Raw genomic sequence first — 25299 nt, 5'->3', positions numbered from 1 at the left:
TTGTCACGTGCTCCGTGCCTTGATCAGTGGCGACGCTCCCGCCGCACGTCGCCGCCGATCGGAGATCGCCTAGCCGAGCGACTTCAGCCAGGCGCTGATCTCGGTCACCGCGACATTGGCCTGGTTGAGCAGCTTGCCCATGGTGAAGAAGCCGTGGAACTGGCCGGGGAAATGCCGGTAGGTCACCGGCACGCCGGCCTCCTTCAGGAATTTCGCGTACTCGTCGCCTTCGTCGCGCAAGGGATCGGCGCCGGCGGTCAGCACATAGGCCGGCGGTAATCCGGCAAAGCTTTTCGCGCGCGCGGGCGAGGCGCGCCAGTCGCTGTTGTCGGCGCCGCCGAGATAGTGATCGCCAAACCAGCCGATCACCGAATGCGTCAACAGGATGCTGGTCTCGGGCTCGCTGTGCGAGGGATGCGTCCGCGAGAAATCGGTCGCCGGATAGACCAGCAGCTGGGCCGCGAGCTTTGGTCCGCCGTCGCGGGCGGTGAGGGCAACGACCGCCGCCAGATTGCCGCCGGCGCTGTCGCCGCCGACGATCAGGCGCGTGGCGTCGATGCCGAGATCCTTGGCGTTGGCGGCGACCCATCGGGTTGCGATGACGGCGTCGTCCACCGCGGCCGGGAAGCGGTGCTCGGGCGCGAGCCGATAGTCGACCGAGATCACGATCAGCTCGCCTTCATGGGCGAGCTTCTGGCAAACCACCTCATGGGTATCGAGATCGCCGATCACCCAGCCGCCGCCATGGAAGAACACCAGGCACGGCGCGAGCCCATCCTTCTTGCGCAGCGTCTGCGGTGTGTAGATGCGGGCCGGGATGGTGCCGTGCGGCGCCGGGATCGCAAGCGCCTTGCTCGACTCGAGCGCGGGCGGCTCGGGATTGGAGACGATGCGGGCGGCCCGGTAATATTCGCGCGCTTCCGGCGCGGTCAGCGATTCATAGGCAGGGCGGCCGGCCTCCTGGAACGCCTTGTAGACGGCGGCGGCATCGGGATCGAGAACGACGGGCATAGGCAATAAACCTTCTGGTGATGCTGAACTGAAATGTCAGGCGGCGGTGCGGCCGCCGTCGACGGTGTAGGCGGAGCCGGAGACGTAGCTCGCCTCGTCGGAGGCAAGGAAAGCAACGATCGAGGCGACCTCGCTCGCGAGGCCGAGCCGGCGCGCCGGGATGCGGTCGACGATCTTCTCGATCGGCGGCGGCGCGTTGCCGCCGGAACGCCCTTGCAGGATGGTGCTCAGCATCCGGCTCTCGATCATGCCGGGGCAGACGCAATTGACGCGCACGCCGGTGCCGGTGCATTCCCAGGCCGCGCTCTTGGTCAGCCCGATCACCGCGTGCTTGCTGGCGCTGTAGACCGCGATCATCGGCGATCCCACGAGGCCCGCGATCGAGGCGGTGTTGATGATGCTGCCCTTGTTCTGCTTCAGCATGACGGGCAGCACATGCTTCATGCCGAGGAAGACGCCGACCACGTTGACGTCGAGCACGCGGCGAAAGCTCTCCAGCGAATATTCCGGGATGGGCTTGATGTCGCCCTCGATACCGGCGTTGTTGTAGAAGGCGTCGATGGTGCCGAAGCGGTCGACGGCGGCGCGGACATAGTCCCTGACCTCGTCCTCGTCGGTGACGTCGGCGGTGATCGGGAGGGCCTCGGCCGAGGCGGGCAGGTCCTTGATGGCGGCCGCAAGATCGGCCCCCTTGCGGTCGACTGCGACAATCCGCGCCCCGCGCTCGGCGAGCAGCTGGAGCGTGGCGGTTCCGATGACGCCGGCAGCCCCGGTGACGACGGCAACCCGGCCGTCGAGCCTGATGCGATCTGGCATGTTTGGGTTTCCTCTGGCTGGTCCGGTTCGATCCGGATTTTCTCAGGTTTTCACGCGCTGCCGCGCGGCTTCAGCGTGAGGACTATCACACGTGTTCCCAAGGGTGACCAGTGGGTGACCAGTGGGCCGGGGAGGGCCGGCCGGGCGCCCTTTCCCCGCCGTATTCGGCGTGTTAACCGGTGCCCTGCGAGCGGCCGATATCAAGGTAGACTGTCGCGAGCCCGATTCGCCCTTTAAAGCCGCGCGAGATGCTTCGAACCATTGCCCTGACTGGCTTTGCGGCCTTGGTTGCCGCCTCAACCATCTCGCTTGCGCCGCCCGCGCGCGCGCAGATCGGAACGATTTTCTCCGATCCGCCGCCGCGTCCGCCCGGCGCGATCCCGCGCGGTCAGGTGGCGCCTCCCAGCGACGACGACGAGGAAGTGCCGGAATTGCCGCGCGGCCGCCTGCTGCCGACGCAGCCGCGGGCGTTACCGCCCGGCCAGGCGGTGCCGCCGCCCGGCAGCGTGCAGTCGCAGCCGCTGGCGCCGCCGCCCGGCAGTACGGTGGCTCCTCCGGGCACCCAGCCCGGCGTTGCCGTGCAGCCGCCGCAGCCCGGCGGGCCCGCCGTTGCCAACACGCCGCCCGGTGCCAATCCGGCGCCGGGGCAGCGTCCGCCCGCGAAGGGCGCGGCTCCGGGCACGGCGCCGCAGACGCCGGCCGCGTTGCAGCCGGGCGATGAGGTCGTGCAGGAGCCGCCGTCGACCAAGATCACCAACAAGAAGGCGAGCTTCTCCGGCCTCGACAAGATCACCGGACGCATCATCAATTTCGACGAGGATATCGGCGAGACCGTGCAGTTCGGCGCGCTGCGGGTGAAAACCGATGCCTGCTATACGCGGCCGTCGACGGAAGCCGCCAACACCGACGCCTTCGTCGAGGTCGACGAGATCACGCTGCAGGGCGAGGTGAAGCGGATCTTCTCGGGCTGGATGTTCGCGGCGAGCCCGGGCCTGCATGGCGTCGAGCATCCGATCTACGACATCTGGCTGACCGACTGCAAAGGGCCGGACCAGACCATCGTGACCGCCGCGCCCGATCCACCGAAGGCGCCGACGCCGCCTCCGCCGCCGGCCCAGAAGCGCGCGACGCCGAAGCAGGCCGCGCCGCGTCCGCCGCCGCAGCCGCTGCCGCAGTACCAGCAGCAGCCGCCACCTCCGCCGCCCCAGCAGCAGCGGCCGGGCGGATTGTTCGGCGGCTTGTTCGGAAATTGATTGGCACTGTGTAGCCCGGATGGAGCGAAGCGAAATCCGGGTTCTCCGTGGATAGTCCGGCCCCCGGATTGCGCGGAGCCTGTCATCGGGCGCGCGTTTGCGCGACCCGTTGGCTTCATCCGGGCTACGCGATCAACCGTTCAATTGCGCGCGGCGATGATCGCCAGCGCGTCGGCACCCTTGACCGGCTGCGTCGCGTCGAGCTTGAGAAACTCCGCCGGGGCGCCCGCGATCGCCTTGTCGAGCAGCGCGCGATAGCGGCGGCGCGAGATTTCGACCGCGCCGAACGTCTTCAGATGCTCGGTCACATATTGCGTATCGAGCAGCTCGAACCCGCCCGCGATCAGCCGCGCCACCAGATGCACCAGCGCGACCTTCGATGCGTCGCGCGCGGTGTGAAACATGCTTTCGCCGAAGAAGGCGCGGCCGAGGCTGACGCCGTAGAGGCCGCCGACCAGATTGTCGTCCTGCCAGACCTCGACGCTGTGGCAATGGCCTGATGTGTACAGCCCGACATAGAGATCGCGGATGCGCTTGTTGATCCAGGTGTCGTCACGGCCGGGCTGCGGCGCCGCGCAACCGGCGATCACGGCCTTGAACGCGGTATCGACGGTGACGGTGAACGCATCCGAGCGCACGGTGCGCGCGAGGCGGGAGGCGACGCGGAAGCCGTCGAATGGAATCACGCCGCGCAATTCCGGCTCGACCCAGAACAGGGTCGGATCGTCGGCGCTCTCCGCCATCGGGAAGATGCCGCAGGCATAGGCGCGCAACAGCACCTCGGGCGTGATCTCGGAGGAGGCGGAGTCGCGTGAGGTCATGCCGGCGAGGATAGCAAAGCGCGGGCGGTCTTGCGATGGGGCCTGCCACCGGGACGCTACGTGTTGACGAAACGCCCTGGTTCCTCCACAAGCCGCGCCATTCCGCCGCAGTTTCCCGAGACGGACTGCGCGGCCATGCTACATTGCCGCAAAAAGATGGCGCCGCCGCCCGGGACATGGCGGTTTGCGCGCCGACAATCAACACTGGGTGAGGGGGACGCTCCATGAAGACGTCATGGCGGACGTTTGCGCCGTTGCTGGTCTGGCTCGTGATCTATCTGGTGCCGGTGCCGTCAGGGCTGAACGCCAATCAGTGGCACTATTTTGCGGTGTTCGCCGGCGTCATCACCGGGCTGATTCTGGAATCGATGCCGGTCGGCGCGGTGGGCCTGATCGGACTGACGGTCGCCGGCGTCGGCGGCTATGTCGAGCCGGATCCGAACAAGTCGCTGCGCTGGATGCTCGGCGGCTTCTCCGAGAGCACGGTGTGGCTGATCGTCGGCGCCTTCGTGTTCTCGATCGGCTACCGCAAGAGCGGGCTCGGCCGCCGGCTGGCGCTGCTCCTAGTGCGCGGGCTCGGCCGCCGCTCCATCGGGCTCGGCTATGCGGTGGCATTCTCCGATCTCGTGCTGGCGCCGGCGACGCCGTCCAACACCGCGCGCTCGGGGGGCACCATCTATCCGATCGTCAGCAACATCCCCCGCATCTACGGCTCCGAGCCCGGTCCGACCGCGGGCAAGATCGGCACCTTCGTGATGTGGACGGCGTTCGCGACCACGGCCGTCACCAGCTCGCTGTTTCTGACCGCGCTGGCGCCGAACGCCGCCGCGCTGTCGATCGCCAAGAAGCTCGTCAATATCGAGGTCGGCTGGTCGCAATGGTTCATCGGCTTCGCGCCGCTCGGCATCCTTCTGCTGCTGCTGGTGCCGCTGCTGAGCTACGTCGTCTGCCGGCCCGAGATCAAGGAGAGCCCGGAGATCGTGACCTGGAGCGAGGGCGAGCTCGCCAAGATGGGGCCGCCTTCGCGCCACGAATGGATCATGGCGGTGCTGGTGCTGCTCGCGATGTTCCTGTGGATCTGCGGCTCCAATCCCAATATCAGCGTGCCGCTGCTCGGCTCGAACTTCATCAACGCGACCACTGTCGTGTTCGTCGTGATCTCGCTGATGCTGCTCACGGGCGTGATCGCGTTCGAGGACATCGTCGCCGAGAAGAGCGCGTGGGAGGTATTTTTCTATTTCACCTCGCTGCTCACGCTGTCGTCGGGTCTCAACGAGATCGGCTTCATCAAATGGGTGGCCGAGGGTTATGCCAAGCCGCTCGCAGGCACGTCGCCGCTGGTCGGGATGATCCTGCTCGTCACCTTTTTCTTCTGGATCCACTATTTCTTCTCGAGCATCACCTCGCATACTGCCGCCGTGCTGCCGGTGGTGCTCGCGGTCGGCTCCAGCATCCCCGGCCTGTCGGTGCAGACCTTGATGCTGCTGTGCGTCTATTCGCTCGGGCTGATGGGGGTGATCTCGCCCTACGCCACGGGACCGGCGCCGATGTATTACGGCAGCGGCTATATCGGCAAAGGCGACTTCTGGAAGTTCGGGCTGATCTTCGGCCTGATCTACTTTGCCGGATTGTTGCTGATCGTGTTGCCCTGGTTACAGACGATCGGGTAAAATAGCCACAATCCAGCGAGAAACAGCGGCCGATCGGGAAGGAGGGCCATCCTTTCCGATTCTTAACGCGCTTTGTCCGACCGAAGCGTTCAAAATGCTTCTTCGGATGTGGCGCGCGCGGATGTCAGGGGACACATAGAGCCGCGCGAGCTCGTTCGTGTTTCTTCGTGGGCAAGTTATGGACCAGCATGTCAAAGACCCGTTGATCGTGGCGCCCGGGCAAACCAGGCGGCCATCGCGCTGGCGGGGGTTCCTGACCGGATGCGTCGTGCTGGCGGTGCTCGCCGGCATCGTCTGGTGGACGCGGCAGCAGGCCGCGCCACCGCAGGCCGGCGGCGGGCGCAACGCCGGGCCGATGTCGATCGTGCCGGAGACGATCGGCAAGGGTGATATCGGCGTCAGCCTGAATGCGCTCGGCACCGTGACGTCGCTCGCGACCGTGACCATCCGGAGCCAGATCAGCGGCTACCTGATGAAGATCGATTTCAAGGAAGGCGACGAGGTCAAGAAGGGTGACCTGATCGCCGAGATCGATTCGCGTCCCTATGAGGCGACACTGGCGCAGGCCAAGGGACAGCTCGCCCGCGACGAGGCGCAGCTGAAGGGCGCCCAGGTCGATCTCACCCGCTACCAGAACCTCGCCGCGCAGAACGCGGTGCCGCATCAGACGCTCGACACCCAGGTCGCGCTGGTCGCGCAGTATCAGGGCACGGTCGAGGCCGACCGCGCCTCGGTGAAATCGGCCGAAGTCAATTTGGCGTATTGCCACATCGTGTCGCCGATCAACGGGCGGGTCGGACTGCGCCAGGTCGACCTCGGCAATTACGTGACGCCGGGCGACACCAACGGCCTCGTCGTGATCACCCAGCTCGAGCCGATCAGCGTGCTGCTCACGCTGCCGGAGGACAATTTGCAAGCGGTCGCGAAGCGGTTGAGGGAGGGCGCGGTGCTGCCGACGGCGGCCTATGACCGCAGCGGCGCCAACAAGCTCGCCGAGGGGACGCTGCAGACTTTCGACAGCCAGATCGATGCGACCACCGGCACGATCAAGCTGCGCGCCCAGTTCGTGAACGACAAGCGCACGCTGTATCCGAACCAGTTCGTCAACATCCGCCTGCTGCTCGACACCCACAAGGATGCCACGACGATGTCGACCGCCGGCATCCAGCGCGGCGTTCCCGGCACCTTCGTCTATCTCGTCAACGCCGACAGCACGGTCTCGGTGAAGCCGGTCAAGCTCGGTGTCACCGACGGCGACCGGGTCGAGGTGCTCTCGGGACTGACTCCCGGCGATCGCGTCGTGATCGACGGCGCCGACAAGCTGCGCGAGGGCGCCAAGGTGGTGGTGCGTTCCGCCGCCGACGCCGCGAACCCCGCCGCCGCCAAGGGGACGGCGAGTGGGGCCGCCAAGGGCGACAGCGCGAAAGATAGCAAGGGCGGCGCCGACCCCGACAAGGCGGGAGGCGGCGACCACAAGCGGTCCGAGGACGGGCAGAAGAAATGAACCCGTCGCGGCCATTCATCCTGCGGCCGGTGGCGACGACCCTGATGATGATCGCCATCATGCTGTCGGGCATGCTGGCATTCAGGTTCCTGCCGGTCGCCGCGCTGCCAGAGGTCGATTATCCGACCATCCAGGTGCAGACCTTCTATCCGGGCGCCAGCCCCGACGTGATGACCTCGTCGGTGACGGCGCCGCTCGAGGTGCAGTTCGGCCAGATGCCGAATCTGAACCAGATGAGCTCGGTGAGCTCTGCGGGCTCGTCCGTGATCACGCTGCAGTTCGGCCTGTCGATCTCGCTCGACGTCGCCGAGCAGGAGGTGCAGGCCGCGATCAACGCCGCCGGCAATCTGTTGCCGTCGGACCTGCCGGCGCCGCCGATCTACGCCAAGGTCAATCCGGCCGACGCGCCGATCCTCACCCTCGGCCTGACCTCGAAGACGATGCCGCTGACCCAGGTGCAGGACTTCGTCGACACAAGGCTGGCGCAGAAGATCTCGCAGCTGCCCGGCGTCGGCCTCGTCAGCATCAGCGGCGGCCAGCGGCCCGCGGTGCGGATCCAGGCCGACATCCGCAAGCTCGCGGCCTACGGCCTCAACATCGACGATCTCCGCACCACGCTCGGCAACGCCAACGTCAACACGCCGAAAGGCAATTTCGACGGCGCGATGCGCGCCTACACCATCAACGCCAATGACCAGATCCGCAATGCCAGCGACTACCGCTCGCTGATCATCGCCTACAAGAACGGCTCGCCGGTCCGCCTCAGCGACGTCGGCAACGTCGTCGACGGTGCGCAGAACGACAAGCTCGGCGCCTGGATGAACGAGACGCAGGCGATCATCCTGAACATCCAGCGCCAGCCCGGCGCCAACGTGATCTCGGTGGTGCAGGGCATCAAGGACCTGTTGCCGCAGTTGCAGGCGACGCTGCCGGCCGCGATCGACCTCAACATCCTGACCGACCGTACCGTGACGATCCGGGCCTCGGTCCGCGACGTCGAATACGAGCTGGCGCTCGCGGTGGTGCTGGTGGTGCTGGTCATCTTCGTGTTCCTGCGCTCGACCCGCGCCACACTGATCCCGAGCCTGTCGGTGCCGCTCTCGCTGGTCGGCACGCTGGGCGCCATGTATCTGTTCGGCTTTAGCCTGAACAATCTGTCGCTGATGGCGCTGACGATCGCGACCGGCTTCGTCGTCGACGACGCCATCGTCGTGATCGAGAACATCTCGCGCTATATCGAGGAGGGCGAGTCGCCGCTCGAGGCGGCGCTGCGCGGCTCCGAGCAGATCGGCTTCACCATCATCTCGCTGACGGTGTCGCTGATCGCGGTGCTGATCCCGCTGCTGTTCATGGGCGACGTCGTCGGCCGCCTGTTCCGCGAATTCGCCATCACGCTGTCGGTCACGATCCTGATCTCCGCCGTGGTGTCGCTGACGCTGGTGCCGATGGCTTGCGCAAAACTGCTCAAGCCGGAGAGCATGACGCGCGAGAACACCTTCCAGCGGCTCAGCCGCGAAGGCTTCGACCATGTCATCGCGATCTACGCCCGGATGCTCAACTGGGTGCTGGACCGCCAGACCTTCGTGCTGCTGATCGCGCTCGCCACCTTTGGTCTCACGGCGCTGCTCTATGTCGTGATCCCCAAGGGCTTCTTCCCGGTGCAGGACACCGGCGTGATCCAGGCGATCTCGGAGGCGCCGCAATCGGTGTCCTACGCGGCGATGGCCGAGCGGCAGCAGCGGCTCGCCAGCGCGATCCTCAGGGATCCAGACGTCGAGAGCCTGTCGTCGTTCATCGGCGTCGACGGCACCAACACCACGCTCAACAGCGGCCGCATCCTGATCAATTTGAAGCCGCATGAGCAGCGCAAGGCCAGCGTCTCGACAGTGATGGACCGGATCAAGGCCAGCACCGCGGCGTTGACCGGAATCGCGCTCTACATGCAGCCGGTGCAGGACCTCACCATCGAAGGCACGGTGAGCCGGACGCAGTATCAGTTCATCCTGCAGGACGCCGATCCGAACGAGCTCGCGGAATGGACGCCGAAGCTGGTCGACAAGCTCAGGGAGTTGCCCGAGCTCAGCGACGTCAGCAGCGATATCTCCGCGCAGGGCCTTTCGGTGTTCGTGGACATCGACCGCGACCAGGCCGCGCGGTTCGGCATCACGCCAGCGACGATCGACAATGCGCTGTACGATTCCTACGGCCAGCGCATCGTCTCCACGGTCTTCACCAATTCGAACCAGTACCGCGTCATCCTCGAGGCCGATCCGTCGTTGCAGAACTCGCTGGATTCGCTGTCGTCGATCTATCTGCCGTCATCGGTGGGCTCGACGCCGGTGCCGCTTTCCGTGATGGCCAAGATGCGGGTGGAGACCGCGCCGCTGCAGGTCTCGCATCTCGGCCAATTCCCGTCGGCAACCGTCTCGTTCAACCTGGCGCCGGGCGCCTCGCTCGGCGGGGCGGTGACCGCGATCAAGCAGGCGCAGGCCGAGATCAACCAGCCGCTCGGCATGATCACGAGCTTCCAGGGCGCGGCGCTGGCGTTCCAGTCGTCGCTCTCCAACCAGCTGTTCCTGATCCTGGCCGCGATCATCACGGTCTATATCGTGCTGGGCGTGCTCTATGAGAGCTTCATCCATCCCCTGACCATCCTCTCGACGCTGCCGTCGGCCGGCATTGGTGCGTTGCTGGCGCTGATGATGGCGGGGCAGGATCTCACCATCATCGCGATCATCGGCATCATCCTCTTGATCGGGATCGTGAAGAAGAACGCGATCATGATGATCGACTTCGCGCTCGACGCCGAGCGCAACGAGGGCAAGCCGCCGCGGGAGGCGATCTATCAGGCCTGTCTGCTGCGGTTCCGGCCGATCATCATGACGACGATGGCCGCGGTCCTCGGCGCCCTGCCGCTGATGCTCGGCAGCGGTGCCGGCTCCGAGCTCCGCCATCCGCTCGGCATCTCGATCGTCGGCGGCCTCCTGGTGAGCCAGCTGCTGACGCTGTTCACGACGCCGGTGATCTATCTCTGGTTCGATCGCCTGGCGTTGCGGTTTGCCGGTCGGGCTGACGAGGTCGGCGAGGCGAGCGGGTCGCGTTGAGCCAGGGGGCGCCAATGGATCCGTCAACGCCCTTCATCCGCCGGCCGGTCGCAACCACGCTGTTGACGTTCGGGCTTGCGGCGGCCGGCATTTTCGCGTTCTTCAAGCTGCCGGTGTCGCCGCTGCCGCAGGTGGATTTTCCGACCATCTCGGTGCAGGCGACGCTTCCCGGCGCCAGCCCGCAGGACGTTGCGACCACGGTGGCCAGCCCGCTTGAACGGCACCTCGGCCAGATCGCCGACGTCAGCGAGATGACGTCGTCGAGCTCGGTCGGTCAGACCCGGATCACGCTGCAGTTCAACCTCAACCGCGACATCGACGGCGCGGCGCGGGACGTGCAGGCGGCGATCAACGCGGCGCGGGCCGATCTGCCGACCAGCCTGCGCAGCAATCCCACCTACCGCAAGGTCAATCCGGCCGACGCGCCGATCCTGATCCTGACCCTGACGTCGGATACACTGACCCGCGGCGCGCTCTACGATGCCGCCTCCACGGTGCTGGCGCAGAAGCTGTCGCAGGTCGAGGGCATCGGCGAGGTCGTGGTGGGCGGCAGCTCGCTACCGGCCGTCCGGGTCGATCTGACCCCGCAGGCGCTCTACAAATACGGCATCGGTCTGGAAGACGTCCGAGCGGCGCTGTCGAGCGCCAACGCCCACAGCCCCAAGGGCGGCATCGATGTCGGCGACCAGCGCTACCAGGTCTATGCCAACGACCAGGCCAACAAGGCCGACGACTACAGATCGCTGATCGTGGCCTACCGCAATGGCGCGCCGGTTCATCTGTCCGATGTCGGCGAGGTGGCCGACGGCGTCGAGAATTTGCGCAATGCCGGGCTCGCCAACGGCAAGCCCGCGGTGCTGCTCATCCTCTACCGGCAGCCGAACGCCAACATCATCTCGACCGTCGACCTGGTGAAGGGGCTGATGCCGCAGCTGCAAGCCTCGATTTCGCCGGCGATCGACATTGGCCTTGCGGTGGATCGCTCGACGACCATCCGCACCTCGCTCCGGGATGTCGAGCGGACATTGGTGCTGGCGGTGCTGCTGGTCATCATCGTGGTGTTCGCGTTCCTGCGCAATCTGCGCGCCACCTTCATCCCTGTCGTGGCGGTCTCGGTGTCGCTGGTCGCGACCTTCGGGGCGATGTACCTGTTCGGCTACAGCCTCGATAATCTGTCGCTGATGGCGCTGACGGTCGCGACCGGCTTCGTGGTCGACGACGCCATCGTCGTGCTGGAGAACGTCACCCGCTACATCGAGGACGGCCTGAGCCCGCTCGAAGCGGCGCTGAAGGGCGCCAACGAGGTGGGCTTCACCGTGCTGTCGATGAGCATCTCGCTGATCGCGGTGTTCATCCCGATCCTGCTGATGGCCGGCATCGTCGGGCGGCTGTTCCGCGAATTCGCGATGGTGATCTCGATCTCGATCCTGATCTCGCTCGCGGTGTCGCTGGCGACCACCCCGATGATGTGCGCGGTGCTGCTCAAGCCGGACCGCGGCGGCCATGGCCGGCTCTATTGGGCCAGCGAGCGCTTCTTCGAGGCGATGCTGAGTTTCTATCGCAGGACGCTGACCGCGGCGCTGGCGCACCCGCTGTCGGTGATGCTGATCCTGGCGACGGTGTTCGGCCTCAACTTCTATCTCTATGACGTGATCCCGAAGGGCTTCTTCCCGCAGCAGGACACCGGACGGCTGGTCGGCTCGATCCAGGCCGACCAGAGCGTGTCGTTCCAGCTGATGCAGAAGAAGCTCGCGCAGTTCGTCGGCATCATCCAGAAGGATCCGGCGGTGGAGACCGTGGTCGGCTTCACCGGCGGCGGCCAGACCAATTCGGGATTCGTGTTCGTCTCGCTGCGTCCGCTCGACCAGCGCAAGATCGGCGCCGATGGCGTGATTGCGCGGCTGCGCCGCGAGATGGCGGTGGTGCCCGGCGCGAGCCTGTTTTTGCAGGCGGTGCAGGACATCCGGGTCGGCGGACGTCAGTCCAACGCGCAGTACCAGTACACGCTGCAGGGCTCGACGCTGGAAGAGCTCAATGAATGGACGCCGAAGATCGCGGCGGCCTTGCAGCGTGACCCGAACCTTGCCGACGTCAACAGCGACCAGCAGAACAAGGGCCTGGAATCCGACCTCGTGATCGACCGTGATGCCGCGGCCCGGCTCGGCATCACGGTGAGCCAGATCGACAACACCCTCTACGACGCCTTCGGCCAGCGCCAGGTGTCGACGATCTATGTCGCGCGCAACCAGTACCACGTCATCATGGAGGTCGCGCCGCGCTATTGGCAGAACCCCGAGACGCTCAAGGACGTCTACATCAGCACGTCGGGCGGATCGGTCGGCGGCTCGCAATCGACCAACGCGGTGGCCGGCACCGTGGTGACGCCGGGAACCTCGAGCGCGGCCAGTTCGGCCAACGCCCAGGCCGCGCGCAACCAGGCCACCAATTCGATCGGTTCGACCGGGAAGGGCGTGGCCTCGACCGGGTCGGCCGTCTCGACCAACAGCGAGACCATGATCCCGCTGTCAGCGGTGGCGGCGTTCAAGCAGGGCGCGACGCCGCTTGCGGTCAACCACCAGGGCCTGCTGGTCGCCAACACAATCTCGTTCAACCTGCCGCCCAACGTGTCGCTGAGCACCGCAGTCAGCAGCATCGAGGCGACCATGAACCGGATCGGCGTCCCGGCCACGATCCGCGGTACCTTCCAGGGCTCCGCGAAGGCGTTCCAGGATTCGCTCGGCAATCAGCCGTTCCTGATCCTGGCGGCGATTGTCACGATCTACATCGTGCTCGGCGTGCTCTATGAGAGCTACGTCCATCCGCTGACCATCTTGTCCACATTGCCCTCCGCAGGTGTGGGTGCCTTGCTGGCGCTGATGGCATTCAAGACCGAGTTCAGTATCATGGCGCTGATCGGCGTCATCCTGCTGATCGGCATTGTGAAGAAGAACGCCATCATGATGATCGACTTTGCGCTGGAGGCGGAACGCAAGCGCGGGCTGGAGCCGCTGGAAGCGATCAGGGAAGCATGCCTGCTGCGCTTCCGCCCGATCATGATGACGACGATGGCCGCGCTGCTTGGCGCCGTGCCGCTCGCCATCGGCATGGGCGACGGCGGCGAGCTGCGGCAGCCGCTCGGCATCGCCATCGTCGGCGGCCTGATCCTGAGCCAGGTCCTGACACTCTACACGACGCCGGTGATCTACCTCTATCTCGACCGGTTCCGCTTGTGGGCCCAGCGCGTCCGTCGCGGCGGCGCCGTGCGGATGGCGGGCTCCTCACTTCAACCGGGCGAGTAAATGCCGACAGGTGCAGCGTTGCGATATTCTCGGAAGTTGCAGAAACCGGTCCGGGTTCTGCGCGTGGCTGCGCTCGGCGGCCTCAGCCTTGGTCTGAGCCTCGGCCTGTCCGGCTGCATTCCCGGGGCGGAGAAGCCCGAGCTCAGCCTCGAAGTGCCGGCGAGCTACAAGACCGCGGCCAAGGGCGACGCCGACGCCGCGGTCCCGGCGCTGGCCTGGTGGCGCGGCTTCCGCTCGCCCGAGCTGACCGGGCTGATGGAGTCGGCGCAGCTCTACAATCTCGATATCGCGGTGGCGATCGCCCAGATCGTGCAGGCCGACGCGCAGGCCGGCGTGTCCGGCGCCGCACTGCTGCCGTCGATCTCGGGATCGGCGAATGCCGAGCGTCAGAAGGTCGCGACGGGATCGAGTTCCGTGCTCGGCGGCAGCAGCGGGACGTTCTCGCAGTACAGTCTGGGCTTAAGCGCGAGCTATATCGTCGATTTCTGGGGCAAGAACCGCGCGACGCTGTCGGCGTCGGAGGAGAGCGCCACCAGCGCCCGCTATAATCGAGAAGTCGTCGCGCTGACCACGATGGCGACGGTGGCCAACACCTATTTCCAGGTGCTGGCGGCGCAGGACCAGATCAAGGTCACCCGACGTAACCTGGCGGCGGCCGAGCGCATCCTTGCGCTGATCAAGTCGCAATTCGCCGGCGGCACCGCCTCGCAGCTCGACCTGTCGCAGCAGGAAGCGCTCGTCGCGACGCAGCGCGCGGCGATCCCGCCGCTCGAAGTGACGGTCGGCCAGAACAGCGCGGCGCTCGCCGTGCTGGTGGCGCGCGCGCCGGCCAATTTCACTGTGCGCGGCGGCAGCACCACGCAGATCGCGGTGCCGCGCGTGACGCCGGGGCTGCCGTCGGAACTGCTCTACCAGCGGCCTGACGTGCGCCAGGCTGAGGCGCAGCTTGCGTCCTCGAATTTCAGCGTCGACGCGGCGCGCGCGGCGTTCTTCCCGCAGATCCAGCTGACCGGCACCACGGGCTTCCAGAGCGCGGCGCTCGCCTCGCTGTTCGCGCCGGGCGCCTGGTACTACACCCTCGCCGCAGGGCTGACCCAGCCGCTGTTCGACGGCTTCCTGCTGGAGAGCCAACTCAAGCTCGCCAAGGGCCAGCAGCTGCAAAACCTGCAGGCCTATCGCAAGGCGGTGCTGTCGGCCTTCGCCGACGTCGAGAAGGCGCTGATCGCGTTGCAGAAGTACACGTTGCAGGAGCGCCTGCAGTCCGACGTCGTCGCCGCCTCGCGCAAGGCGTTCGAGGTCGCCGAGACGCAATTGCGCGGCGGCACCGTCAACCTGATCACGGTGCTGCAGGCGCAGCAGACGCTGTTCACGGCCGAAAACAATCTCGTCACGGTCAGGCTCAACAAGCTGCTGGCGGCGAGCAGCCTGTTCCAGGCGCTCGGCGGCGGCTGGACGCCCGCCGGCACGCTCGCGGCGGCGGTGCCATGAGGTCGGTCATGCAGCGGCTCGTCACGCTCTTCGTCGTTACGCTCGTCATTGCGCTGGGCGCGCCGGCCGGCGTGGCCCGCGCGCAGCAGCGACCGCCCAACAGCGTTCCGCTGGCCTTCGGCATGAGCCCCGACCAGGCCAGCCAGTCGCTCGGCGTTCCCCTGAACTACGTGCGCGGCACACCGGGCAATGAACTGTTCGTCGCACTGCCCAACGTCAGGGGCAGCATATTGTCGAGGCGCAGCGACGGGCTCTATCTGCAATTCGGCAAGGGACGCCTGATCGCCTGGAAGGGCGATTGGGGAACCATTCCGCAATGAGGGCCTTGGGCATGACCGCCATCAGAGCACTGATCGCCTGCGCCGCCATCGCGCTCGGCACGGCCGCAGCCTCGGCACAGGACTTCACGCCGCAACGGCCGCTGCGCTACGGCAGCACCGGCGGTGCGTATTTCGACGGCCGGGACGACGCCCGCGATTTCAGCAGCAACGGCTCGTTTCCGGGCAGCTTTGCCGCCGATCCCTTCAGCGCGGGCTTCGGCGCGGCGGGCCCGTTCGGCTCGACGCCGTATCACTCCGCGCGGCCCTATCCGTCGCAGGTGACCTTCGGCGCGCCATGTCAGGATTGCCGTCCGCATCGCACGCGGCGGCACCGCGATCGGCAAGAGTGACGTTCGGAGGCGGTCGGCGCTTCTAGCCTTTGCGCAGAAGGTCTTCGATGATGCGCGGCTTCATCCAGCCGGCCTTGTCGATGATCTCCCGGCGCAGCGTGTCCTTCTCCATCTCGTATTGCTCGTTCGGGAGCTGGCGGCCGCCGCTCGCGGTGATCCCGAACGTCTTGAGCAGCGCGCTGTGCCGCGCCTCCCAGGCGATCACATGCTCGGTCATGACCTGCGTCACCGACGGAACGAAGCCGGGATGGCCCGCCAGGCCGCAGGCTTCCGTGGTCTGCGGATCTCCCGCCAGCATGATCACGTTCCACTCGTCGTAGCCGACCAGATTCATCTGCGCGTAGAGAAACGCGCCATGCGGTCCATCCCAGATCTTCTGGTCGATGACCAGGAACGGCAACGCATCGCAGTGGCCGTGGCGCGCCGTCATGTCGCGGTTGAAGGCCTCGGTGCGCTGCTGCAGCCGCTGGTTGGCCGCCGCGAACACGGCGAGGCGATTGTCCGCCGTCGGCGCGATGCTGGCTGTGTCATCGGGCGCGAAACCCGCATCGCGCAACATCGACCCGATCCGCGGATCGTCCCACTGCTTCTTGTGAAAGGCGGGCGGCGCGGCGTCGGCATCCGGCGCCGGACGCACGGGCTCCTTGAGGTCGCCCGAGATCACCTGCTTCTTTCCGAAAACCACCCTGCGCTCGAACATTGCGTGCCGTTCCTGCCAAGCTGGGGGAAAAGCGTGGCAAACAATGCCCAGATTTGTCTTAACCGGTCAGGGCAGGCGGCGGCTATCGAACAACAGGGTGAGGCGGCCGTTAAGGCCAACGTGAAAAATCGACCGATCCGCTAGCCGGCAGCAGTCTAGCTGGCGGCGGCGCTGGTCGATTTCGCCGGCGCCGGGCTGACGCGGGCAAACCGCACCACGAAGCGGGTGCCCTTGTGGCCAGGGTCGCGCTCGACGCTGGCGTCGAGCTTGGCAGCCATCGCCGCGACAATGCGCTGGCCCATGCCGGTGCCGCGTGGATCGGCCTTGTCGGAGTAGCCGACGCCTTCATCACTGATCGCGAGCTGCAAATCGTCCGCCTGCGGCTTCAGCTCGACATGGATCGGGCCGGCGCCATCGGGATAGGCGTACTTCACCGCGTTCATCACCAGCTCGTTGACGATGATGCCGATCGCGACCGCGCGGTCGGGATCGATCTCGACCGGGTCGGCCTTCAGCGTCAGCCGCGACATCCTGTTGCCTTCGGCCGATCGCCTGAGATCCTCGAGCAGCGCCTCGAGATATTGATTGAGCATCACCGTCTTGAAGTCGTGCGAGGTGTAGAGGCGGCGGTGCACCTGCGCGACGGCCGCGACGCGCCCCATCGCATTGGTGAGCGCCGCCTTGACATCCTGCTGGCTCGCGGAATTGGCTTGCAGATGCAGCAGCGAGGCAATGATCTGCAGCGAATTGCCGACGCGATGGTTGACCTCGCGCAGCAGCACCTCGCGCTCGGCGGCGAGCGCGGCGTAGCGGTCGCGTGAGGCGTGCACCTCGGCCTCGGCCTCGTCGCGCGCCTTCTGGATCGCGGCGCGCTTGACCGCGCCGTTTACCGCGACCTGGAGCAGGGGGATGAATTCGCCCCTGACGTCCTTGACCAGATAGTCCGCCGCGCCGGCCTTCAGCGCGGTGACGGCGATCGCCGAATCCTGCGAAGCGGTGACGAACACCACCGGCGGCGCGTCGGCAATCTTGAGGATCTGCTCCAGCGTCTCCAGCCCGTCGAGGCCGGGCATGTACTGGTCGAGCGCGACCACGTCGATGCCGCCCTGCGCGAGCCGCTCGAGGCCGTCCTGGCCGCTCGCGGCATGCACGACCTTGTAGCCGGCGCGCGTCAGCCCGCGTTCGACCAGGCGCGCCAGCGTCGCGTCGTCGTCGATATAGAGCAGTGTCGGCGTTGCGCTGGTCATATCGAAGCTGGCGGCACCTGAATCACGGAAAAGAACAGGCCAAGCTGGCGAATGGCGTTGGCAAAGCTTTCGTAGTTCACCGGCTTGGTGATGTAGACGTTGCAGCCGAGTTCGTAGCAACGCTTGATCTCCTGGGAGTCGTCGGTCGTGGTCAGTACGACCACCGGCGTCGACTTGAGATGCTTGTTCTCCTTGACCCGCTTCAGAATATCGATGCCGGTCATGTCAGGCAGATTGAGATCAAGCAGGATGAGCAGGGCCTGGCCCTTGCGCTCGACCGCGCTGCCATCCTTGCCGAACAGGTAGTTCACCGCCTCTGTACCGTTGGTGAACGGAACGATCGCATTGTTGACACCTGAGCGCCGGATATTCCGCTCAATCAGGCGGGCATGGCCCTCGTCGTCCTCGATCATGATGATGGTGACTGGATCGCTCATGATTCCTTGTCCCGGTTCTTGCTTGAGTTCTTGCCTGACCATTTGATAGGCAGCGTGATCGTGAACGTGCTGCCGTTGTGAAGTTCCGATGCTACCGACATGGTGCCGCCCAGTCTGCGCACAAGTGCGCGGACATGGGCAAGCCCGATGCCCTGACCGGGCTTGTCCTGGGTTCCGGCGCGGCGGAACAAATCGAAGATGCGCTGGTGGTCCTTCGGATCGATGCCGCGGCCGTTATCCGTGACCTCGAAGATCGCAAAGCCGAGCTTGGTGCGGCCCTCGATCGCGATCTCGCCGGGGACGCCGTCCTTGAGGTACTTGAGTGCATTGTCGATCAGGTTGGAGAAGATCTGCTCCAGCGCGAGGCGGTCGCTGACGATATTCGGCAGCGCACCGATCTCGACGGTCGCATTGGCCTCGGCCGCCTGGTGCGCGACCGTCTTGACGATGCCGTCGATCAGCTCGCGCGTGTCGATCCGCTCCGGCTTGAACTCGCGGCGGCCCTCGCGGGTCAGATTGAGGATCGCGCTGATCAGGCGGTCCATCTTGGCGATCGACGATTTGATGAAGCCGAGCGACTCGTTGAAATCCTCGGACAGCTGCTTGTCGGAGCCTTCGAGCTCGGGCTCGGCCACGTCGGTCGCATCTTCCGGTATCGCCGGCGCCAGCGACGCGGCGCGATTGAGCGTGGCGATGCGCTTGAAGATGTCGCTGCGCAGCTCCTCAAGCTCGCTGGTGAAGCCCATGATGTTGACCAGCGGCGAGCGCAGGTCGTGGCTGACGATATAGGCGAAGCGCTGGATTTCCTCGTTGGCCTCGCGCAGGTCGGAGGTCCGCTCGTCCACGATGGTCTCGAGATTGAGGTTGCTGTCGCGCAGCTTGGCCTCGGCCTCGTCGCGCGCCCGCGACGATTGCCGCAGCAGCACCACCGAGAAGGCGGCGAGCGCCAGCACCATGCAGGAGCCGGCGATGGTGACGGAGGAAGCCAGCACCTGGGTCCGGTCCGCCGTCGCGGTGCGCAGCGCCAGCAGGCGAGCCTCCTCGGCGCGCATGTCGCGGCCGATCCTGGCGATCGCTTGCACCGCATCGGTCGATGTGCTCTTGCGCAGCACGTCGATGCTGGTCACCGCGTCATTGTTCTTGACGCGCTCGACGCTGAGGGCGAACTCCGCCAGCCGCTGCTCGACGGCGGCCTTGAGCTTCGCGGTATTGGCGACCTGCGCCGGATTGTCGACGGTCATCATCTGGAGATGACCGAGCGCGGCAGGGAGTCCTGCTGCCGCGGCCTGGTACTCGGACAGGTATTGTGGTGCTGACGTCAGCAGATACGCCCTGGTCGCGCTTTCGGCGCGCCTGATGTCAACCAACAGGTTGGCGACCTGGCTCTCGACCTCGACCGTATGGACCACCAGGGCGTTGTCCTCACGCGCCTTGTTGACCAGCAGGACCGATGCGACGCTGACCGCGACCAGCACGAAAAATCCCGCCGAAAGCAGCAGGATCTGTAGCGTGGACCGGCGTCGTGAAACTGCCGTCACGACGGTCTCGTTGCGGAAGTGGGATTCAATGCGTCCCCGTGGAAAGCCAATAGCCCTTAAGTACGCTTGAACGGGGCCTTGGGTTCCACGAAGTTCCAAACTATTTCGGGGCGTCGGCTGGCTGGCCGGCGAGATACTGCTCGAGCCAGTGGATGTGATAGTCGCCCTCGATGATGTCGGGCTCGCGCACCAGTGCGCGGAACAGCGGCAGCGTCGTCTCGATGCCGTCGACCACCATCTCGTCCAGCGCCCGGCGCAGCCGCATCAGGCATTCGCCGCGGGTCTTGCCGTGCACGATCAGCTTGCCGACCAGCGAGTCGTAATAGGGCGGAATCACGTAGCCCTGATAGACTGCTGAATCGATCCGCACGCCGAGGCCGCCGGGCGGATGGAATTGCGTGATCCGTCCAGGCGAGGGACGGAAGGTCTGCGGATTCTCCGCGTTGATGCGGCACTCGATGGCGTGGCCGATGATCGCGATGTCGTTCTGCTTGGCCGGAAGGTCACCGCCGGCGGCAATCCGGATCTGCTCAAGCACCAGATCGATGTCGGTGATGCTTTCCGTGACGGGATGCTCGACCTGGATGCGCGTGTTCATTTCGATGAAATAGAACTCGCCGTCCTCGTAGAGGAATTCGATGGTGCCGACGCCGAGATACTTCATGTCCCGCATCGCCTTGGCGCAGGTCTCGCCGATCCTGGCGCGCGCCGCTGCCGCGAGCACCGGCGAGGGGCCTTCCTCCCAGACCTTCTGGTGACGGCGCTGCAGCGAGCAGTCGCGCTCGCCGAGATGGATGGCGCCGCCGCGGCCGTCGCCGAGAATCTGGATCTCGATGTGGCGCGGCTTCTGCAGGTATTTCTCCAGGTAGACCGAGGCGTCGCCGAACGCCGACTTGGCCTCGTTGGCCGCGGTCGAGAGCGCCAGCGCGAGGTCGGCCTCGGTGTGGGCGACCTTCATGCCGCGGCCGCCGCCGCCGGCCGCTGCCTTCACCAGCACCGGAAAGCCGATCTCCCTGCCGATCGCCAGCGCGTCGGCCTCCGAGGTCACCGCGCCGTCCGAGCCCGGCACCACCGGAATGCCGAGGCGCTTTGCGGTCTTCTTGGCCTCGATCTTGTCGCCCATCAGGCGGATGTGCTCGGCCTTCGGTCCGATGAAGCCCAGATTGTGGTCGGCGAGGATCTCGGCGAAGCGCGCATTCTCGGACAGGAAGCCGTAGCCGGGATGCACGGCGTCGGCGCCGGTGATCTCGCAGGCCGCCAGCAGCGCCGGAATGTTGAGATAGGAATCCTTCGACGGCGGCGGCCCGATGCACACGCTTTCGTCGGCGAGCCGCACATGCATGGCGTCCGCGTCGGCGGTGGAATGCACCGCGACGGTCGAGATGCCGAGCTCCTTGCAGGCGCGCAGCACGCGAAGCGCGATCTCGCCGCGATTGGCTATGAGGATCTTGTCGAACATCGCAGCGCCTGAGGTTGACGGAAGCTATTCAATGATGACGAGCGGCTCGCCGAATTCGACGGGCTGGCCGTCCTCGACGAGGATCTGCGTCACGGTGCCCGCGCGCGGCGACGGGATCTGGTTCATCGTCTTCATCGCCTCGATGATCAGAAGCGTCTGGCCGGCCGAGACCTTGGTGCCGACTTCAATGAACGGCTTGGCGCCCGGCTCGGGCGACCAATAGGCGGTACCGACCATCGGCGAGGGCACGGCGCCCGGGTGCTTTGCGAGGTCGGTGGCAGCCGCAACGGCGGTAGCTGGCATCGCCACGGCGGCCGGTGCGGCAACCGCATGGATGGCGGCGGTGGGCAACGATGCGGCGATGCTGATGTTGCGTGCGACCCGGACGCGCAGACCGGCGCGCTCGATCTCGATCTCGGTGAGGTTGGTCTCGGCAAGCAGCAGCGCGAGCTCGCGAATGAGCACGCTGTCGTCATTCTTGGAGTCGCCCTTGGATTTTGCGGCTGATTTGTCGTCTGGCTGGCGCGCCATGTTGTTTGATCCGAAATCTCTGTCTGGTGACGGGGAACGTCAGGATTGACGATTAAGTCTTTGCCTTGGCATCGGTCCTGGCATCGGCCTTCGCTCCGATCCTGGTGGCGAGGCCGATGATCGCAAGCCGGTAGCCGTCGATGCCGAAGCCGCAAAGTGACGCGAAGGCGGCTTTAGCAGTGAACGAGTGGTCCCGAAAGCTCTCGCGGGCGTGGATATTGCTGACATGGACTTCGACGGCGGGAATCCGGACCGCGACCAGCGCGTCATGCAGCGCGATCGAGGTATGGGAGTAGCCGCCGGCGTTGATGATGATGCCGACCGCCTTCTTGGCGTAGGCCTCGTGAATGAAGTCGATCAGTTCACCCTCGCGGTTGGACTGCCGACAGTCGGCGGTCAAGCCGAACTGGCGCGCGGTGTCCACGCACAGCTTCTCGACATCGGCGAGGGTGGCATGGCCGTAGGTTTCCGGCTCGCGCGTCCCCAACAGATTGAGGTTCGGGCCGTTCAGCACATAGATCGTTCCGGCAGCAGCCATTCCAGAGTTTCCTGCCAAGGGGTCCGGCCAAGGGGTCCGAGGGGGTCCGACGAGGGGTGGAGTGGGCCGGGTTATAGGTAACAACCGGCCGCAGGGGAAGTCTTTAGGTGAAATCGGAACGTCTTCAACAGCTTCCTCCACCCTGTTAGGTGGTTGGCGTAACCTGCGGAAATTACTGATTAACCAAATCTGACGGAAGGCGCCCCTCGGCTGTCCCTGGCGAGCCATCCACCGGGTTGTGGCCGAATGCAAAACCCCGCCCCCAAAGGGGCGGGGTTGGGATTGCGGCGAGGGCCCGTCATGGCACCCTCGCGCCGAGGCCCGGGTCAGCCCTCGATGATGTAGACGATCTCGTGGGTCTGCGGCTCCACGATCACGTAGCGGCCGTGGACCAGGATGAACTCGTAGCCGCGCCACTGCGGGTAGATCGTCACGACCCGCTCCGGCACCGGATAGAAGTGAACGTCAGCCGGGACACGGGTGCCGACCGCCACGTTGAAGTTCACATTGGTGGCTTCGGTGACGTGCTCCGACTTGATCGCGGTCGAGATCTGGGTGCGCTTCTCGGCCGGCGGCGCCGCGGTGGCCGACGTCGCCGCGTTGCCGGTGGTGGTCTGGGTCCGGCTGGTGTCGTTGGTCTGGGCGCGGTTGGTGTCGGTCGGGCTCTTGGTCTGAGCGTTCTGGTTGGTGGTGGCACCGCTCTTGTCGCGGCTCTCGGCGGCGTTGTTGCGATCGCGGCCCTCACGGCTTTCCGCGTTCATCTTGCCGCTCTTGTCACGCTCCTCGGCCTTCATGTTGCCGCTCTTGTCGCGGCCCTCGGCCTTCATGTCCTTCGAGCCTTCCTTGGAGCCCTTGGTCGCATCGTTCTCCGAGCTCATGCCCTTCGACTTCTGCGTATTCTCCTGGGCACCCTTGGTGGCGGTACCGGACTTCTCGGACTCGGCGCCCTTCATGCTGGACGAGTCATCCTTCATGCCTGAAGAAGACTGACCAGTCGTGGAATGCTCGGAACCCTTCATGCCGCTCTTATCGTGCTCCATGGTGCCCGACGACGCGCCACCGGACGGTGCAGAGTGCTGTGCGGTCGCGCCACCGCCGGCCCCGGACTCCTTGTTGGCGCCGCCGGCGCCCTGTGCGTTCGCGAAACCGGTGCCGGCGATCAGGGCCGCCGCAGCAACCGAAATCAGAAAGCGTTTAGACATCGAAATTCCTCCTCGTTTTTCAGCATTGCCCGCGCCGACAACGGGAGAGGATGTGCGATGTTCCTGTTGATTTGCGGTTCCCCGCGGTTAGTTTCCTGGGTGAATGCGCGATGAACAATTAGCGCTTCAACCGCAGGCCCAGTCGAACTCCATGCTCGCAAGATCGAGCTGGCCGTTGCCGCCGCCGAAATTGAAACCGCCGAAATGCTCCTCGATCTCGAGATAGGTCGCGCTGTATTTCGGCGTCCATTGGTTCGGAAACATCGTGCCGCCGAGATGGTTGCGCCCGTGCAACCGCTCGAGACCGCGTGCACTGCCTTGCTCGCCGTACGGCGCGATGTAATCGCCGAGCTCGCCCTTGTGCAGCAGATGATCGCGCGGCGGCTTGCCGACATTGGGATCGTCGTCGCGCAGCGCAAGCCCGATACCGTAACCGTGGTGCCCGGTCTCGGGGATGCGGCCGAACAGGCGGTACCAGTACGTCTTCTCCAGTTCGTCGATGCGGCTGGTGCGGCCGACGTTGACGTCGAACGCCGTGCGCGCCGCGCCCTTCACGAGCCAGCGCGGCGGCGAATTGGCTTCCAGCAACGGATTGCCGGCAAGCTCCGGCGGCCGGCACAGCGGTCCTGCGAATTCGGTCTCCGTGAGCCAGATCGCCGCGAAATTGTGGTCGATGATGTCCTTCATCCGAAACTCCATCGGATGACGGTTCTGCCGATAGGCGAAGTACGGCAGCAGGTTGGGATCGGATGGACGCGCGATGGTCTCCGCCGCGAGATATTGCGCGACCGCGTCGATCTCGACGGGCTCGTCATATTGCTGATCGGCGAACATGGCGAGAGCGACATGGGTCTCACCCTTGACGCGATACTGCGGCGGAACACGCAGCGTGAAGCAGTGCTGCATCGGAAAGCCGTCGTGGGGGCTGAGCGGCCATTGCTCGCTGCCAATGCCGGGCGGCAGGCCGTAGCACCAGCCGTGATCCTGGTCGGTGCCGCGCTGTGGCGCCGTCTTCAGCAGCGTGAGATCGTAGCCGAGTGTTGGTGGAGCAAAGGTTGGCGGGGCCAGGGGCATGGCGTGCGGCTTCCATTGTTGGTGACCGCCCTTGGTTGCAGCCGGCGCGGAAGTGGTTCGGTGCTGCCAACAAAAAATCCGGCTGCCAGGCAGCCGGATTTTGCTGAGTGGATAAGCGCTGTCGAAAGGACGATCAGCAGGTCGCCTTGCCGCAGCGGGCAATGCCGATCTTCTCCTTGAGACCGTCGACGCCGACCGCGCCGATCACGACCTGCTTGCCGATCACGTAGCTCGGCGTGCCGTTCATGCCCATGGATTCGGCGAGGCGGAAGTTCTCCTCGATGGTCGCCTTCACCTCGGGGCTTGCCATGTCCTTCTCGATCTTGGTCATGTCGAGACCGACTTCCTTGGCGACCGCCAGCGCGCGCGCCTTGTCGGCGGCGCCGCGGCCGCCCAAGAGCTTCTGGTGAAACTCGAGATACTTCTTGCCGGTCGGATCCTGCATGCGCACGGCGACCGCGACCTGGGCGGCCTCGACCGAGCCCTGGCTCAAAACCGGGAACTCCTTCAGCACGACCTTCAGCTTCGGATCCGACTTCATCAGGTCGAGCATGTCGGACATAGCGCGCTTGCAGTAGCCGCAATTGTAATCGAAGAACTCGACGAAGGTGACGTCGCCGTCCTTGTTGCCGATCATGACGCCGCGCGGCGAGTTGAAGATCGTGTCGGCGTTCTTGGCGACGCTCTGCTCGTGCTTCTCGGCCTCGGCGGCGGCTTGTCGCTTGCTGAGCTCGTTCATCGCCTCTTCGAGCACCTCGGGATGCGCGATCAGGTAGTTGCGCACGATGGTCTCGATGTCGCCGCGCTGGGTGTCGTTGAAGCTCTGCGCGGACGCAGTCAGCGGCGCTGTGCAAATGCCGAGCGCGAGCAGGGCAGGGGCGAGAAAACGAAGCGCTGGCATGGCAAAATCCTTGTTCGAGGTGGCCCAAAACACGGC

21 protein-coding genes are annotated in these 25299 nt (G+C 65.7%); 8 read left to right on the top strand and 13 right to left on the bottom strand.

Translation table 11 applies throughout. The annotated features are described in order from the left end of the window. Nucleotides 1-69: 69 nt before the first annotated feature. Together XH92_RS25760 and XH92_RS25755 are read right to left on the bottom strand one after the other, a co-directional pair. On the bottom strand, nt 70-1011 hold the full coding sequence (locus XH92_RS25760; RefSeq protein WP_194454612.1) for an alpha/beta hydrolase: 942 nt from the start codon (nt 1009-1011) through the stop codon (nt 70-72). Between the two features lie 36 nt (nt 1012-1047). Then, nucleotides 1048-1827 (bottom strand): SDR family NAD(P)-dependent oxidoreductase, encoded by a 780-nt coding sequence (locus tag XH92_RS25755; protein ID WP_194454611.1) that lies wholly within the window; start codon nt 1825-1827, stop codon nt 1048-1050. Between the two features lie 248 nt (nt 1828-2075). On the opposite strand from XH92_RS25755, the gene XH92_RS25750 reads away from it, so the two are divergent. After that, nucleotides 2076-3080 carry a DUF2155 domain-containing protein gene (locus tag XH92_RS25750; RefSeq protein ID WP_194454610.1) on the top strand — a complete coding sequence of 335 codons (1005 nt, stop codon included), beginning with the start codon at nt 2076-2078 and terminating at the stop codon, nt 3078-3080. A gap of 140 nt (nt 3081-3220) precedes the next feature. On the opposite strand, the gene aat is transcribed toward XH92_RS25750, so the two are convergent. Further along, the gene (aat, locus tag XH92_RS25745; protein WP_194454609.1) at nt 3221-3901 is read right to left on the bottom strand and encodes a leucyl/phenylalanyl-tRNA--protein transferase; all 681 of its coding nucleotides are present in this window, start codon (nt 3899-3901) and stop codon (nt 3221-3223) included. Nucleotides 3902-4125: 224 nt separating this feature from the next. Between aat and XH92_RS25740 the strand changes: the two genes are divergently transcribed. The 7 genes from XH92_RS25740 (at nt 4126) to XH92_RS25710 (ending at nt 15636) form a co-directional block, all read left to right on the top strand. After that, nucleotides 4126-5571: a DASS family sodium-coupled anion symporter gene (locus tag XH92_RS25740; protein ID WP_194454608.1), complete on the top strand. Its 1446-nt coding sequence runs from the start codon at nt 4126-4128 to the stop codon at nt 5569-5571. Nucleotides 5572-5749: 178 nt separating this feature from the next. Continuing rightward, nucleotides 5750-7075 (top strand): MdtA/MuxA family multidrug efflux RND transporter periplasmic adaptor subunit, encoded by a 1326-nt coding sequence (locus XH92_RS25735; protein WP_210345475.1) that lies wholly within the window; start codon nt 5750-5752, stop codon nt 7073-7075. Then, nucleotides 7072-10179 carry an MdtB/MuxB family multidrug efflux RND transporter permease subunit gene (locus XH92_RS25730; RefSeq protein WP_194454607.1) on the top strand — a complete coding sequence of 1036 codons (3108 nt, stop codon included), beginning with the start codon at nt 7072-7074 and terminating at the stop codon, nt 10177-10179. The genes XH92_RS25735 and XH92_RS25730 overlap by 4 nt, the downstream gene beginning before the upstream one ends. 14 nt (nt 10180-10193) lie before the next feature. Then, entirely contained in the window at nt 10194-13478 is a 3285-nt protein-coding gene (locus tag XH92_RS25725; protein WP_194454606.1) for an efflux RND transporter permease subunit, read from the top strand. Next, nucleotides 13479-14966 carry an efflux transporter outer membrane subunit gene (locus tag XH92_RS25720; RefSeq protein WP_194454605.1) on the top strand — a complete coding sequence of 496 codons (1488 nt, stop codon included), beginning with the start codon at nt 13479-13481 and terminating at the stop codon, nt 14964-14966. A gap of 8 nt (nt 14967-14974) precedes the next feature. Next, nucleotides 14975-15286: a hypothetical protein gene (locus tag XH92_RS25715; RefSeq protein WP_194454604.1), complete on the top strand. Its 312-nt coding sequence runs from the start codon at nt 14975-14977 to the stop codon at nt 15284-15286. 11 nt (nt 15287-15297) lie between these two features. After that, a complete protein-coding gene (locus tag XH92_RS25710; protein WP_246787620.1) occupies nt 15298-15636 on the top strand; it encodes a BA14K family protein in 339 nt (112 codons plus the stop codon). Nucleotides 15637-15658: 22 nt separating this feature from the next. Here XH92_RS25710 and XH92_RS25705 read toward each other — a convergent pair whose 3' ends face one another. From XH92_RS25705 to XH92_RS25660, 10 genes are all read right to left on the bottom strand, one after another. Further along, nucleotides 15659-16336, bottom strand: coding sequence for a hypothetical protein (locus XH92_RS25705; RefSeq protein WP_194454602.1), 678 nt, complete (start codon nt 16334-16336; stop codon nt 15659-15661). A 155-nt stretch (nt 16337-16491) separates the two neighbouring features. Further along, nucleotides 16492-17583 carry a sensor histidine kinase gene (locus tag XH92_RS25700; RefSeq protein ID WP_194454601.1) on the bottom strand — a complete coding sequence of 364 codons (1092 nt, stop codon included), beginning with the start codon at nt 17581-17583 and terminating at the stop codon, nt 16492-16494. Next, nucleotides 17580-18020, bottom strand: coding sequence for a response regulator (locus XH92_RS25695; protein ID WP_194454600.1), 441 nt, complete (start codon nt 18018-18020; stop codon nt 17580-17582). The genes XH92_RS25700 and XH92_RS25695 overlap by 4 nt, the downstream gene beginning before the upstream one ends. Beyond that, nucleotides 18017-19558: an ATP-binding protein gene (locus XH92_RS25690; RefSeq protein WP_246787618.1), complete on the bottom strand. Its 1542-nt coding sequence runs from the start codon at nt 19556-19558 to the stop codon at nt 18017-18019. Before XH92_RS25690 ends, XH92_RS25695 begins: the two co-directional genes overlap by 4 nt. Before the next feature lie 100 nt (nt 19559-19658). Beyond that, nucleotides 19659-21017, bottom strand: coding sequence for an acetyl-CoA carboxylase biotin carboxylase subunit (accC, locus tag XH92_RS25685; protein ID WP_194454599.1), 1359 nt, complete (start codon nt 21015-21017; stop codon nt 19659-19661). A 24-nt stretch (nt 21018-21041) separates the two neighbouring features. Then, nucleotides 21042-21548 carry an acetyl-CoA carboxylase biotin carboxyl carrier protein gene (accB, locus tag XH92_RS25680; protein ID WP_194454598.1) on the bottom strand — a complete coding sequence of 169 codons (507 nt, stop codon included), beginning with the start codon at nt 21546-21548 and terminating at the stop codon, nt 21042-21044. A gap of 52 nt (nt 21549-21600) precedes the next feature. Then, nucleotides 21601-22086 carry a type II 3-dehydroquinate dehydratase gene (gene aroQ / locus XH92_RS25675; RefSeq protein WP_194454597.1) on the bottom strand — a complete coding sequence of 162 codons (486 nt, stop codon included), beginning with the start codon at nt 22084-22086 and terminating at the stop codon, nt 21601-21603. 326 nt (nt 22087-22412) lie between these two features. Then, nucleotides 22413-23288 carry a DUF1236 domain-containing protein gene (locus tag XH92_RS25670; protein ID WP_194454596.1) on the bottom strand — a complete coding sequence of 292 codons (876 nt, stop codon included), beginning with the start codon at nt 23286-23288 and terminating at the stop codon, nt 22413-22415. Between the two features lie 126 nt (nt 23289-23414). Continuing rightward, on the bottom strand, nt 23415-24362 hold the full coding sequence (locus XH92_RS25665; RefSeq protein ID WP_194454595.1) for a hypothetical protein: 948 nt from the start codon (nt 24360-24362) through the stop codon (nt 23415-23417). Nucleotides 24363-24495: 133 nt separating this feature from the next. Next, complete coding sequence (locus XH92_RS25660) at nt 24496-25263, bottom strand: DsbA family protein (protein WP_194454594.1); 768 nt, start codon at nt 25261-25263, stop codon at nt 24496-24498. Nucleotides 25264-25299 lie beyond the last annotated feature (36 nt).

Source organism: Bradyrhizobium sp. CCBAU 53421, assembly GCF_015291625.1.
Taxonomy (GTDB): Bacteria; Pseudomonadota; Alphaproteobacteria; order Rhizobiales; family Xanthobacteraceae; genus Bradyrhizobium.
This window is presented reverse-complemented; position numbering and strand designations above follow the sequence as displayed.